The sequence below is a fragment of the Comamonas sp. Z1 genome (genome assembly GCF_008121555.1).
Classification (GTDB): Bacteria; Pseudomonadota; Gammaproteobacteria; order Burkholderiales; family Burkholderiaceae_C; genus Comamonas; species Comamonas thiooxydans.
Genome location: NZ_VOQT01000004.1, coordinates 1 through 12,963, shown reverse-complemented (window position 1 = coordinate 12,963; position 12,963 = coordinate 1). Strand labels below are relative to the sequence as shown.

At 55.9% G+C, this 12,963-nt stretch carries 14 protein-coding genes, 1 pseudogene and 1 other annotated feature; of the genes and pseudogenes, 6 read left to right on the top strand and 9 right to left on the bottom strand.

All coding sequences use genetic code 11. The features are described from left to right. On the bottom strand, positions 1–1,005 hold the full coding sequence (locus tag FSY45_RS08960; protein ID WP_255443285.1) for an efflux RND transporter periplasmic adaptor subunit: 1,005 nt from the start codon (positions 1,003–1,005) through the stop codon (positions 1–3). Between the two features lie 540 nt (positions 1,006–1,545). On the opposite strand from FSY45_RS08960, the gene FSY45_RS08955 reads away from it, so the two are divergent. Together FSY45_RS08955 and FSY45_RS08950 are read left to right on the top strand one after the other, a co-directional pair. After that, positions 1,546–2,097, top strand: a complete 552-nt coding sequence (locus tag FSY45_RS08955) for a cytochrome b (RefSeq protein WP_033460303.1) — start codon at positions 1,546–1,548, stop codon at positions 2,095–2,097. 41 nt (positions 2,098–2,138) lie between these two features. After that, positions 2,139–2,846 carry a VIT family protein gene (locus FSY45_RS08950; protein ID WP_021028154.1) on the top strand — a complete coding sequence of 236 codons (708 nt, stop codon included), beginning with the start codon at positions 2,139–2,141 and terminating at the stop codon, positions 2,844–2,846. A 13-nt stretch (positions 2,847–2,859) separates the two neighbouring features. On the opposite strand, the gene FSY45_RS08945 is transcribed toward FSY45_RS08950, so the two are convergent. From FSY45_RS08945 to FSY45_RS27805, 6 genes are all read right to left on the bottom strand, one after another. After that, on the bottom strand, positions 2,860–4,272 hold the full coding sequence (locus tag FSY45_RS08945; protein WP_148748051.1) for a HAMP domain-containing sensor histidine kinase: 1,413 nt from the start codon (positions 4,270–4,272) through the stop codon (positions 2,860–2,862). A 3-nt stretch (positions 4,273–4,275) separates the two neighbouring features. Then, positions 4,276–4,941, bottom strand: coding sequence for a response regulator transcription factor (locus FSY45_RS08940; protein ID WP_148748050.1), 666 nt, complete (start codon positions 4,939–4,941; stop codon positions 4,276–4,278). Between the two features lie 65 nt (positions 4,942–5,006). Further along, positions 5,007–5,471 carry a hypothetical protein gene (locus FSY45_RS28220; RefSeq protein ID WP_255443284.1) on the bottom strand — a complete coding sequence of 155 codons (465 nt, stop codon included), beginning with the start codon at positions 5,469–5,471 and terminating at the stop codon, positions 5,007–5,009. Further along, positions 5,449–5,826 (bottom strand): ferric reductase-like transmembrane domain-containing protein, encoded by a 378-nt coding sequence (locus FSY45_RS28215; RefSeq protein WP_255443283.1) that lies wholly within the window; start codon positions 5,824–5,826, stop codon positions 5,449–5,451. The genes FSY45_RS28220 and FSY45_RS28215 overlap by 23 nt, the downstream gene beginning before the upstream one ends. 271 nt (positions 5,827–6,097) lie before the next feature. Next, a complete protein-coding gene (locus FSY45_RS27810) occupies positions 6,098–6,235 on the bottom strand; it encodes a hypothetical protein (protein ID WP_187427548.1) in 138 nt (45 codons plus the stop codon). Positions 6,236–6,271: 36 nt separating this feature from the next. Beyond that, complete coding sequence (locus tag FSY45_RS27805) at positions 6,272–6,415, bottom strand: hypothetical protein (RefSeq protein ID WP_187427547.1); 144 nt, start codon at positions 6,413–6,415, stop codon at positions 6,272–6,274. A gap of 487 nt (positions 6,416–6,902) precedes the next feature. Here FSY45_RS27805 and FSY45_RS08930 point away from each other — a divergent pair, with 487 nt between their 5' ends. Beyond that, the gene (locus FSY45_RS08930) at positions 6,903–7,970 is read left to right on the top strand and encodes an aromatic acid exporter family protein (RefSeq protein WP_255443301.1); all 1,068 of its coding nucleotides are present in this window, start codon (positions 6,903–6,905) and stop codon (positions 7,968–7,970) included. 225 nt (positions 7,971–8,195) lie between these two features. Next, positions 8,196–9,442, top strand: a protein-coding gene (locus tag FSY45_RS08925) for an IS3 family transposase (RefSeq protein ID WP_148748048.1) whose coding sequence is annotated in 2 segments (ribosomal slippage) — positions 8,196–8,478 and positions 8,478–9,442 — 1,248 coding nt in all. Because the reading frame shifts where the segments join, the coding sequence is not laid out codon by codon here. Beyond that, positions 8,477–8,593: a sequence feature (AL1L pseudoknot), on the top strand. (Overlaps the previous gene by 117 nt.) Positions 9,443–9,470: 28 nt before the next feature. Here the strand turns inward: FSY45_RS08925 and FSY45_RS08920 are convergent. Continuing rightward, positions 9,471–9,833: pseudogene (locus FSY45_RS08920) on the bottom strand (IS3 family transposase); the annotation flags it as partial. Positions 9,834–10,034: 201 nt separating this feature from the next. On the opposite strand from FSY45_RS08920, the gene FSY45_RS08915 reads away from it, so the two are divergent. Beyond that, positions 10,035–10,487, top strand: a complete 453-nt coding sequence (locus tag FSY45_RS08915) for a hypothetical protein (protein ID WP_222864858.1) — start codon at positions 10,035–10,037, stop codon at positions 10,485–10,487. A gap of 67 nt (positions 10,488–10,554) precedes the next feature. Here FSY45_RS08915 and FSY45_RS08910 read toward each other — a convergent pair whose 3' ends face one another. Next, on the bottom strand, positions 10,555–10,770 hold the full coding sequence (locus FSY45_RS08910; RefSeq protein WP_148748047.1) for a hypothetical protein: 216 nt from the start codon (positions 10,768–10,770) through the stop codon (positions 10,555–10,557). 443 nt (positions 10,771–11,213) lie between these two features. Here FSY45_RS08910 and FSY45_RS08905 point away from each other — a divergent pair, with 443 nt between their 5' ends. Continuing rightward, the gene (locus FSY45_RS08905) at positions 11,214–12,791 is read left to right on the top strand and encodes a hypothetical protein (protein WP_148748046.1); all 1,578 of its coding nucleotides are present in this window, start codon (positions 11,214–11,216) and stop codon (positions 12,789–12,791) included. Positions 12,792–12,963: the final 172 nt, after the last annotated feature.

Genomic DNA, 12,963 nt, shown 5'->3' with positions numbered 1-12,963 from the left:
TCATTGCAATGGAATCATGGATTTGAGCAGTGCCGTACCGCGCACGACGACCTGCATGCCTGCCGCAAGCGGCGCAGTGTCTGGCGAGACGGCACGCACGGCGCTTGACGCCTCTGATTCGTCTTGCCCCAGCAGTTGCACTGGAACGGCGCGGACGCGCAGGTCGCCTTGCTTGTCTTGCGATGTCGGTTCCGCAACGTAGAGCACGTGGCCGCTGCCCGCTGGCAGCAGTGCGGACGTTGGCACGCTCAAGGTGCCCTGCGATGCTGGCAGCAACAGCGCGACACTGATCTGCTGCCCGGCCGCATAGCGGTCTGCCCCTGCCTGATCGGCATCGACGCGGGCACGTACCCGCAGGCTCTGGCTACTGAGGTCAGTGTCGCCACCAACAGCCGTCACGCGAGCGGTCGTGCCATCGGGAAGACGTACTTCCAAGCCGGGGTGGAGATCCGAGCGCCAGCGCAGCGGAACCGCGACGCTGACATCCAGCGGGCCAGGCTGAGCCACTATGAAGGCGATGTCGAGCGGCGCGACCGCCTGCCCGAGGCTCAGGTGACGACGCATCACCCGCCCGGACAAAGGCGCCAGCAATTCATACTCGCCGGCCTGCCCGCCGCTAACGGGTCGAAGCCGCGCAAGAGCGCCATTGGCCTCTTGCAACGTACTTTGCGCAGCCGCCGCGCGCGCCTGGGTTTGCTCGTTGCGCGTGGCTGGGATGATGCCCTCGGCCAAGAGCGCGGCATCGCGCCGGGCCTGCGCCGCGGCTACCGCCGCTTCGGTGCGAGCACGCGCCAGATCAGCCTGTAACGTCAGAACGTCCTTGCTCTGGATGCGCGCCAGCGCCTGTCCTTGGCGCACTGAGGCGCCTTCATCGACCAGAACGCGCGTCACCACACCGCCATATGGCGCCACGACCTGCGCGCTGGTCGAGAGTGGTGCCACCGTCTGGGCGGGTAAGCCATCCAGCGGTATCACTGCGGCATCCTTGACGAGTGCGGTTTCCACACCCTGCGCACGAAGCTGAGAGGCGTTGAGGCGAACGCCGCCAGCGTTCGGTTGGGCGACAGCCTCGCTCGCGTCTTTATCGGCTACGGTTGTCTGCTGCGTTGTCCAAGCCCACCAGCCGTACCCTGCGGTAGCCAGAGCCGTCACACCGATGGCGGACAGGGCCAGGGTCTTGGTTCGGCTGGAGGTGCCCGCCGCTTTCAAGGTCGGGAAGCTCATGCTTGTGCCGCCCCAAATGACGTAGAGCAGAGTAGAGAGCACACAGCGCGAATTGAAAATTCGTCGCATATGAAGCGGTGCGCGAGGTTAATGAGGCGAAACATGCGGTCGATCTCTTGTAAAGATCAGCTCATGTTCTTCGGTGAAGCTTTGAGAAAGCTTTGGAGAAAGCGAAATTTTCTCTGTACGATCTATTCAGAAAAAAACCGCTTGTCTTGAGCCACAAGCTGCCGGTAAGTTGACTTCTCAGTCACTTGATCCGATAGCCAGGATAGCCAGCGGTTCGCTTTTTTGCCATCTCAAACATCGGGGCCATGCGCCATGGACATCAAGAATTCCGAATACCGTTTCAGTCCCTTGGTCATAGGCTTGCACTGGCTGACCGTGATTCTCATCATTGCGGTCTATGCGAGCATGGAATTGCGCGGACTGGCACCCAAGGGAGCCTTGAGAGACGCCATGAAGTCCTTGCACTACCTGCTGGGCCTCAGCGTTCTGGTGATCGTCGTGATCCGTATCGGGGTGCGCATCCAGGCGGGCGTGAAGCCCGCGATCCAACCACCCATGCCACGCTGGCAGGCCACGCTCGCCGATGGCATGCACTATGCGCTCTACAGCTTCATGCTCGCCATGCCGCTGCTCGGATGGCTCACCTTGAGTGCGGCGGGCAAGCCGATTGTTCTGTTTGGCTTGCCCGTTCCCTCTCTGATCGGCACCGACGTTGCTTTGTCGCGCCAACTCAAGGATGTCCATGAGGCGCTGGCGACATTGGGCTATGTCTTGATCGGATTGCATGCGATGGCGGCGCTGTTGCACCACTACGTCATGCGTGACAACACACTGGTTCGCATGCTTCCCGGTCATCGCACCTGAACTGCTGGCCTTGGGCTGCTTCACATGGATTTGATTTTTCAATGACAAAATTTCATCATCGCGCTCACCCTGAAAGTCATCGCACTGAACATATCGGATGGCTACGCGCAGCTGTTCTGGGTGCCAATGACGGCATCATTTCCACGGCCAGCCTAGTTGCAGGCGTGGCTGCGGCCCATGCAAGCCATGCCAGCATCATGACCACGGCCATCGCGGGGTTGGTAGCCGGTGCCATGTCCATGGCTGCAGGCGAATTCGTATCGGTCTATTCACAAGCTGATACGGAGAAGGCGGATCTGGCGCGGGAACGTGATGAACTGAAGAACAGTCCGGAAGCCGAACATCGCGAACTCACGGCCATCTATGTTCGGCGTGGCCTGGATCATCGACTCGCGGATCAGGTCGCCACGCAATTGATGGCGCATGATGCGCTGGGCGCGCACGCGCGCGATGAATTGGGCATTTCTGAAACCTTGAGCGCTCGCCCGCTGCAAGCCGCCATGGCGTCCGCTGGAAGCTTCGCCGTGGGTGCGGCCATGCCGCTGGCCGTGGTTCTGTTGGCGCCGGAGCAGAGCCTGCTCTATTGGATCGTCGCGACGGCGATTGTCTTCCTGGCCCTGCTCGGTGCTGCGGCTGCTGCCGTGGGTGGTACGCCGCTCTTCAAAAGTGCGCTGCGCGTCGCGTTCTGGGGCACATTTGCCATGGCGGTGACAGCGGGCGTGGGAGCCATGTTCGGCACTGCGGTGTAGATCTGTGTCAATGTCAGAGCAGCGGTGGCCAAGGGCCAAGCCGCGCGGACAGCCGACCGTTGTCCAGTGAGAACGCCAGCGGCAGGTCTATGGCATGCGCGAGAGCCAGGGCCAGTGCAAGTCCCAGCCCAGCATGGTGCGCCGTGCCACCTTCGGAATCCTTGCGCCAGAAGCGAAGGCCGAATTGATCTAGATCGGATGCCTGCAAATTGGGAGCTGTGTTGACGATGGTTAACATCCAGCCGGATGCCTCGAGCTCCAACCTACATTGAATGTCGTCGCCTTCGGGCGCGTATTCAATGGCATTGCGCAAGAGGTTGGAGAGGATGCGTTCGATCACGCCCTGATCACTTTGCACCCATGCTGATTCAGGCAAAGTCACGCGGATGGGTGACTTGGGTGCCATTTTCTGGAAGTTGAGTCCCGCCAGCAACTCTTGCAGCAAAGCTGTCAGATCCAGAGGATCCAGCGCCAGTGTGTGTTGGCCGGACTCAAGACGCGCCAACAACAGCAGAGTGTCCACACTGCGCTGCATGCGTGAACTGGCCTGGATCATTGCATTCAGGGCGCGCTGGATTCGGGCCGGGTCGGCATCGATCAAAGCGCTTTCTGCGCTGATGCGGATTTCCGCCAGAGGCGTGCGCAGTTCGTGGGCTACATCGCGAGAGAAACGACGCTCGCGGGCAATGGCCGTATACAGGTGATGCAACCCGTGATTGAAAGCCTGGGCAAACGGACGCAGCTCGCGGGGAAAGTCCGCCCCGATCCGCGCAATCGGCTGATCCGAACGCAGATCGGCCAGTTGCACGCCAACCCGCTCCAGCATGACCACGATGCGACGCACCATGAGCAGTGCCAAACCTGTCGCCAGGAGCGTCGCCAGCACGATACCGCCCAAGAGTGCAAAGTGGATGCGCCGCTCGGTTAGATCCCAATCCCGGCGTTCTGTCGCCACAACCAGTAATCGAGATTCCTCACCGCCCACCGGTACGCGCGTCGCCAGCGCGCGGCCTGCGTGGCCATCCGGGAGTGTCACGTCGTAATAGCGTGGGGTGCCTTGCTCTGCCGGGCCAAGCGATAGCTCGGCGCCTGCACTGCTGGGCGAACGCAGCAAGGTCCGGTGAGTCTGCGAATCAAAGACCGTGAAGAACTCGGTATGCCCGCTAGGCTCGTATTCCGGCATGAGGCTTTCGAGCTGTCGCGCATCCAACTCCTGCAGCACGCGCCCCACCGCCGCTGATCGTTGCATCAGGGTGGTGTCCATCCGTCGGTAGATTTCGTGGTCAATCCAGTAGTCGAGGACGGGAAACAGGATCGCGAAGGTTCCTCCAATGCAGATCACCAAGCTGGCAGCCAGCCGCCGCTGCAAGGACCAGGATCCGCCTTGACTCGCATCAGAAAGGGCTTCGGAATCGGGACGTACCATCGTTCAGGGCAGGATGTAGCCGAAGCCACGGCGTGTCACGATCAGTTCATCCAGGCCGCACTGGGCAAGCTTGGTTCGCAAGGTGCTGACGATCACCTCTACCACCTTGTCCGATGCATCGCTGCGGCTGTCGTACAAATGTTCAAAAATCTGCGGGCGCGACAAAGTGACGCCGCGCCGACGCAGCAGCAAGTCGAGCAGTCCATATTCCTTCGGCGTGAGCCCAAGATCCATGCACTTGAACCTCGCGGTGCGCGAGCGCGGATCGACCTCCAAATCGCCGTGGCGCAGAACTGGAACGTCCCGTTGCGGCGGTCGCCGCACCAGCGCCCGCAGGCGAGCCAGCAGCTCGGCCAGCTCAAAGGGTTTTGTCAGGTAGTCATCGGCACCCGCATCCAAGGCCCGCACCCGGTCGTCGAGCAGTTCGCGCGCGGAGAGCACCAACACCGGTGCGGCATGGGCCTCCCGGCTCAATGCGCGTAACACTCCAAAGCCGTCCAGCCGGGGCAGCATCAAGTCCAGAATGATGGCGTCGTACCGGTAGCGGGCAAGATACATCAGCGCGGACACGCCATCGGCTGCTGTATCGCAGGCATAACCTTCCGACTGAAGGCTCTGGCTCAGGGCTTCGGTCAGCGTTTGCGAGTCTTCGACGATCAATACGCGCATTTGTTTTCTTCCAAAGCAGCCCTATATCGTGAAATCATTTCTTGCATGGGAACCCATTCTGCGCATTAGCGCATCTCGAAAAACTCCTGATGGAATGCCTCTGGTGCCAGCCCTTGGTCCAGCAGATCGACGCGCAGCGCGCGGCCAAAGGCGGTGGGGCCGCAGAACCAGACGCTTGTGTCCTTCCATTGCAGCGACTCGATGATCCTGTACGTGGTGCGCTTCGCATCTACGCGGCCCAGCAGCATCCACGCCGCCGACATCGCGCCGCTTGCCAGCAGCACGGCCAAAGCCCAGCCCACGGGCTGCGCCCAGCAGGAAAATTGCACCAGCACCACGGAGTGGAAGGCCAACACCAAGTAGACGACCGCGATCCAGTGGTGCGTCTTGGTGAACCGCCGGTAAGGAAAGCGCTTGACCAAGGCGAGAACCAGCAGCACCGCGACGACATAGAAGGCCCACTCGCCCAGATTCTCCGCCAGCCCGCGCCAGCCGCGCAGCGCCGATTCAATCGGCGCCTGGTGTATCACCCGCCAAGCGGGGCTTGCGCGCTGGGCGCGTCAGCCAGCCCCAGCCCACGGCCCATTTGGTGCCCTGTACCCACAGCCAATGCACCGTGGCAGTTGCCAACGCGGCAATGCCCAGCCACTTGTGCAGGCGGTACATCTTGTCCAGTCCGTTCAGGCGGGGCTCCAGCCATGCAGGATGTGTGGCCAGCACCATCGCCACCGACATCGCGCAGATAGCTAGAACACCGCTATATTGAATCCACACAGTTCGCAAGGCGAAGTAGCTGGGCTGTGCAGGCCAAAGCGTGTCGGCAAAAAGCCACAAGACACTTAATGACAGAGCAAAAGACCAGAACACCCCAATGATCCTCTTCATCTTGCGGTCACTCCATATTCAGCGGGTGCTTACGTCGCCACTATCAACACAGGTGCGTCACAGCGTGCATTCGAAATTACTGTTGAATCAAGGCGAAAGGTAATTTTTTATTCTTGCACTCGAACCTTTGATAAAGCTTTGGCATGCCGCAGCAACCATAATTTATTTCGATAGCTGACAGCGCTTGTCAGATAAGATCTAAAGGCCGTTTTATCAATATTCTTTTAGCCTAAGAGCACGGCTGCATGCGCATGTGCCTGCACGAGGCACGTCATTTCGCCATGCTGTCTCGTGGCAGGGATACATTGTCAATCACCTTGTTGATCATCACAAAACGGGTGCCCAGGCGCCACTCGCTGGCCGCAAGGTCGGTGCGCGCCTGCAGGTAGCCACGCTGGCTGTCGAGCATTACGGTGTAGTCGGCGGCGCCGCCTTTGTAGCGCGCCTACGCTAGTTGGTAGACGTTGCGCACATGCGCCTGCAGGTGCTGGGCTTGATGCTGCTCGGCGGCGCAGGCGCTCAGAGCGTCGTCGATTTTCTGCCACGCATTTAGCACGTTCTGCTGGTAGTTCACGGCGGCTTTGGGCATCAATAAAGACTGGTCACAGGTCATAGACCCCATTTCGCTGAAGTCACACACATATGCATGGCCTCTACCGTCGACGTATTGAACAAGAAGAGAACATCCGGTCTCTTGTCGCTTGCCCCGTTGTAGGAATGCTGCCACTTCCAGGTCCACTCTGGTCGTGGTGCGTCGTCCAGTAGCAGATTCGGCTTGCCTGCCTTTACAATCATCTTGGCTGCCTCTACCGATAGGATGTTCCTGTATGTATCTGCATACGACGCTTCGACACCTCTGATGTGTGCGGCCATTCTGCACATCCGCAAGCACGGCATCCGCCACTCTTTATGCAGTTATTTTTGCGAAAAAATTTGGCCTCGTTTGCTGCACGTCGCTCCGAATCCATACGGGTCAACTCTTAGCTGTGCTGTGATGGGTTGCTTAAGAAGAAGTATTGGCGTCGATACACTAATAGCCAATGTGTATCTTTGCGGTTAGCAAAAAAGGCTCTTTGGTGTTCAGCATTGTTCGGTCAACTTTAAATAATCGCTTCGCTCAAGCTTGGCGAGATGCGGCGGTTTCCGCTATCGCAGCGGGAATCGCGTGGGTGCTGGCGATTTGGTTATTCGGTCATCCCCATCCCGTGTTCGCAGCCGTAACAGCCATTGTTTGTTTATCTCCTGGGTTGCCTAGTCATGGTAAGCAAGCAGTAGGGCTGATGCTTGGTGTTGCTACAGGTATCGTTATTGGTGAAGCCGCATTTTTCTTACTTCCTGAAGGCCTGTTGGTCCCCGATGGCTTGTCACTGCTGCGTTTGACTGTTGCGACGTTCTTCTCAATCCTAATTGCTGCGGCCTTTGGCCAAGCAGCTGTTGTAGCGATTCAGGCCGGATGCTCAGCTGTTCTCGTTCTTGCTCTTGGGCCACATAGCGCTGGTCTGGTCAGGTTGGAAGATGTGGTCGTCGGTGTGACAGTTGGCCTCTTTTTTAGCCAGGTGCTGTTGACTCCCAATCCTGTGAGACAAATTGATGTGGCCGCCACTGACTTGTTTCGAGGCCTGAGCCGCTCATTTGAGGATTGCGTTGAGGCTTTGAAGCATCAAAACACCCACAAAGCGATATCTGCGTTGAATCGTTTCTCTGCAGCGCATGCCAGTCTCATCGCGCTCAGTGCGGGCATCGACTCCGCGAGGTATGAGGCCCGTTGGTCCCTCCGAGGTCGGCTCGCCAAGCGTTCAGTCGTTGAGATGGCCGCACGTTATGACCGAGCAGCAATTCGCCTCTATGCATCCTCTTTGCTGTTTGGAGAGGCATTCTCGGATGTGATGCGCAAGAATGTGGAGTCTGCACCAGAAGGATTGGCTGATTGCCTTGTTGATGTGGCTTCACGGTGCGCATGTCTTGCTGGTGAGAAGTCTTCGGTTGCATCCCATACGCCAGCCTCGGAAGTCTTGAACGCTCCACCAGAGTGGGAGCCTGCTGTCGACCATTTGAGAGATGCCTCTAGGATCCTGGAAGGCTTGGAGGTGCTTCATCTGAGGTCTACCAGGAATGCTGCCACCAAGACCCAAGTGCATATTTAAGTCTCTCGACGCTGAGCGGAAGTTTTCCAACTCACATTTACCCAGAATTTCATGAGCCCCACCACGACTTCCCATCCGAGCCGGTACTCCTCAACAATGCGCTGGTTGCATTGGCTGCGCGCTGCGGTAGTGTTGGGTACGCTAGCCATTGGCGTGACAATGGTGAATCTGCCAGATGAATCACACCGGCTTCCGTGGAGGCTCAACTCCTGAGAGGATTGAGTCATGAACACTAAAGCTGCTCGTTTTAGCCCAGAGGTACGTGAACGTGCCGTACGTTTGGTGCAGGAATGCCAAGCGGATTACGCATCACTGTGGGGTGCATGTGAATCAATAGCCCCCAAGATTGGCTGCTCGGTAAGCACCTTGCATGGATGGGTGCAGCGCAAAGAAATAGATGCAGGCCAACGACCAGGATTGACCACGGATGAACGTGAGCGGCTCAAGCAACTGGAGCGAGAGAACAAGGAACTGCGCCGAGCCAATGACATCCTCAAGACTGCGAGCGCTTTTTTTGCACAGGCGGAGCTGGACCGTCGCATCAAGAGTTAATTGACTTTGTAGACCAGTATCGTGATGCCTATGGGGTCGAGCCAATTTGCAGGTTGCTGCAAATTGCCCCATCGGGCTACAGGCGCAGGGTTCAACAAAGAAACTGCCATTGGCTGCGCTGCAAGCGCAGCCAATCAGATGAAGAACGTTGCAGTCATATTCAACGGGTGTGGCACGCCAATTGGCAGGTGTATGGCGTCGTCAAAGTCTGGAAGCAGATGCACCGAGAAGGCTTACCCATTGCCCGCTGCACAGTGCAACGCCTGATGCGCAAGCTGGGCCTGGAAGGCGCAAGGCGTGGCAAGAAGGTGCGCACAACCCGTCCAGACACAACCAGGCCATGCCCGCTAGACCTCGTCAACCGGCAGTTCAAAGCCCACCGGCCTGACCAACTTTGGGTCGCAGATTTCACCTATGTATCTACATGGCAAGGGCAGATGTTTGTGGCCTTTGTGATTGATGTGTATGCACGCCGCATATTGGGCTGGCGGGTCAGTAGCCACATGCGCACGGACTTTGTGGTTGATGCGTTGGAGCAGGCGCTGTATGCAAGGCGGCCTTCAAGTGACACGGAGCTCATTCATCACTCCGACAGGGGCAGTCAGCACGTTTCCATTCGCTACACAGAACGTTTAGAGGAAGCTGGCCTGATGCCTTCGGTGGGTAGCACTGGAGATTCCTACGACAACGCCTTGGCCGAAACCATCAACGGTTTGTACAAAACGGAGGTCATCTATAAGCGAGGCCCATGGAAAACACGCGAATCACTGGAACTAGCAACACTGAAATGGGTGCACTGGTTTAACCACGGCAGATTGCTGGAATCCATAGGGCATATACCGCCAGCGGAAGCTGAGGCAAACTACTGGCGGCAAGTTGCCAATACCGTGCAGGCTAACGCCTGCACTTCAACAAACTAGCCTCCACCAAACCCGGTGCGATTCACATCAAAGTATCAGGCTTTGTAGCCGGCCAAGACCTGCCTACTATCTTGCTGGTCTCGGGGCAGTCTTGCCGAACCCACGCAGTCAACGTTCCTCGACCCGGGTAACCCAAAGCCCTCATCGTTGCAGCAATACAGCGATCGTGGGCGAGGTAATGAGCAACCGCCACCTCCCTCTGCTGCAGCGAATATTTCGGTGCTCTTGGCGCTTGGCTCGCTGGCAAATCCTGATGCTTCAGGTAGTGCTGATACCAGCCTTTCAATGCGTTCTTGGTTGGGTATCCCAACTGGCGAATGGTGGCTCTGACACGCAAGCCAAGCTTGATGTAAAGCGCAACTGCACGAATCCTGTCTGCGTATGAGTACATGAACTACCTCCCCTGGTAGTCCAAGTTTTTGTCCGCATCCCCACCGGGGGCTAGTGGGTCAATTCTGGTTGGAAATCAACACCCGCAGCGTTCGATGCAGATGTACGCAAGAAAGGTTTGGCCTATCTACAGAAACACGGCTTTCTGCTGAATCAGCCGTTACCGCCCAACGCAAATATTGAGCCCTATTGGCGAGCCTGCTTGACAGACCTTCACCAAGCATATGGAGGTGTGTGCGCGTACGTAGGTGTCTTTTTTGAACGAGTCATGGGAGGCGGAAGCGTCGACCATTTCATCGCGAAATCAGCCAATGCTGGGCTCGCTTACGAGTGGGACAACTATCGCTTGGCATGCTCCACCATGAATAGCCGTAAACGCGACTACAACGGTGTTCTAGACCCCTTTTTGCTTGCCTCTGATCTATTCCGGCTGCAGCTTTCAACAGGCCATATTTACCCAAATCCGACATTGGGCGCTAAGCCAATGCGCATAGTCGAGGAGACCATTGAGCGACTTGGACTGGATGACCCTCAATGCCGAGAGATGCGAGCACGCTGGTACCAAGACTATCTTGAGCACCAGTTGCCTGCCGACTACTTGAAGGCCAAAGCGCCCTTTATTTGGTTAGAAGCAAGTCGGCAAGGCTTGTTATGAGTTTGTCTGGAGCGGGCTAGTCAGCAGTCGGTTTGGTGGGCAGGTATAGGCTGCACGGCCACCGCACTCATCTCGCTTTGCTACATGCGCAGTTTGATGGTCTTGATGGTGACTGCACATCAACGGGATAGTGCCTAGCTTCATACGCTTCGACCAGAAGGCCCAGCTTCTCAAGACGCTCGCCTTCAGGAGAGTCCGCATCTGGATCAAGCTCAATCAGCGCAGAGACTTCAGCCAATAGGACCTTGTAATCAGCTTCGCTGCGAATGAGGTGAATTTCCACACTAACTCCTTTCATTTCGTCTGATCGACCGCAGCAGGAGCTACCGCGTCGTGCTGTTTCTATACTTGGCCATAGTCTGACTCCCTTGCCTGGACGTCGCAGCAGACGCCCATTCCTACCGACGTGACGGACAACCAACCGCTTGCCAAAAATCTCGTCGCAAGTTTTCCAGATGCGGACCCAAGCCCTGCCACATACGATTGCAACCTCATTAATCACTTAGGAGCAAGCTATGGCAAAGCAATCGAAATCACCTATGACGCAGCAGCAAAGAGATCATCACTCCAATCAACTGAACCCCAACAAGGGAACGCCTGGTACGAACCCTGCAAATGCCCAAGTACACGGGAATCGCGGTAAGCAACTGAACCCGAATCAACGTTAAAGGGACCGCCCCCTTCTTGGTATTGGAAGGGGGCCAAGACTTCTACAGGGTTTTAAAAATGCAAGCAAGCTTTGCGTCTCTTGGTCAATTGGTCAAATTTGCCTATGACGCCACAGGAGTTCTTCCTAAAAAACGAGATGAAAAAACAGCGTTAACAGACAAGGATGTGAAAAGAATTCAAAAGCAGCTTAAGCGCTTAGCCGATGAAAAAGGAAGCTTGCTAGATCGCTGTGGTGAATTGATCCGTACTCTAGCCTATGAATTAGCGGGAACAATTCAAAGCGAAAAAATTGGCTTGGCTGTAGGAGACTGTTGCATTGACCTGCTCGATGTTTACAACCATGTTGTCCGTGATGAAGGCACCTATCTATCCCCACGAGATAGCCTACGGTGGTTCGCAAGTGCATATGCAGTTCCCAGGCTGGCGCTATCAATACAGAAGCATCTTATTCGCTTCAATATTGCAGCAGAAGGACTCGTACACCCAGCCGAAAGAGATTGGTATCTTCCAGAGATTTCTGATAATTCAATCACTTGGCCGCTAGAGAAAGCAATGCAGTGGATTTATGCGTACTGCAAAACTAGTCCGACCCATTTTCACTGTGCTGGAAAGACTTATCTCGAATGTGATGACGAGATGCGCCAGAACTTAGAAAACGCATCCAATTGGCGACGCAACCAAAATCTTCCATCTTGGGCAGGTCTGCATTGGAATTTTTCAAGATCAATTGATCGCCTTGTAGTTGCTGAAGGCCCTGCGGCACGGGCCATTTCAGCCAAAGAAAAAGAGAGCATGCTGTACGTGCTTTTTATTGCTCGTTTAAGCACTTATGTCGCGAAACAGGTCTACGAGGCATATGGAAAAGATGTATTGACAGACCTACTCAGCCGATTCAAACGACAACAAGATTGGCTAGTTAATGATTTGAAAGTCTTGCGGTCTACAACGAAAAATTACATCGAACAGGAAAAAATTGCTCAACATGATCACGATGCCGTTTGGTTTAAATTTTCGGAGAGATATTGGCGTTGGTTCGCTGATCGTTCTTCCCACTGTGGAAAAACGTTGCAAGCATTGATCACAACAGCTGAAGACCATTCCATTCCAGAAACTCAAGTTCGGCAACTATGTGAAAAATACAGTGAATACACTGTTCGCTCTGCCCTAGACCTTTTAACCTACCCAAGCGAGTTGAAGAACCCGCCTTTCTTTGCTGAAGCACTCTTTAAAGGCATGGAGCTAAGCAAAAGCAGTGGCACAACTTTGCAAGAGATTGATGCCTATGAAATAGAAATCCGCGAGAACGGGGTACTCCATTGCATCGAATGGATGGTGCATTGGAATCGAGCACTGTTTCACTATAGACATGAACAAGACTCCGAGGCCTTTGAGCATATTTCAATTGCTTTTGAGATGGCGAAATATTCCGCTGGCTCAAGCCAGTACAAGATCGTCAATCAATTCATTGAAATCGCTGCAAAAAATGATTCTTGGCAATGCTTCAAGCATGGTGTGGCATGGGCAACGTACCTAGGTATATCAGTGCGATGGCTGCGTGAGGACGAGCCAACCGAGGCCAACCTACGAGAAGTCTTTGATTTCATGAAGCTTCCTCACTTCCGCTACGCCGTATAGGGGGGAGCGAGCGGGGGAGTGAGTGGCTAGGCTGTGAGGGGACTTTGGAGTGCTCCCCGTATTTGAGGACAGGAACCCTCACGTAATTTAACGGGTTGCCATGGCCTTTCGGCGGAACTCGCGTGGCGAGTGATACCGCAGGGCGCTATGGGGGTGGTGCTCGTTGTAGTGC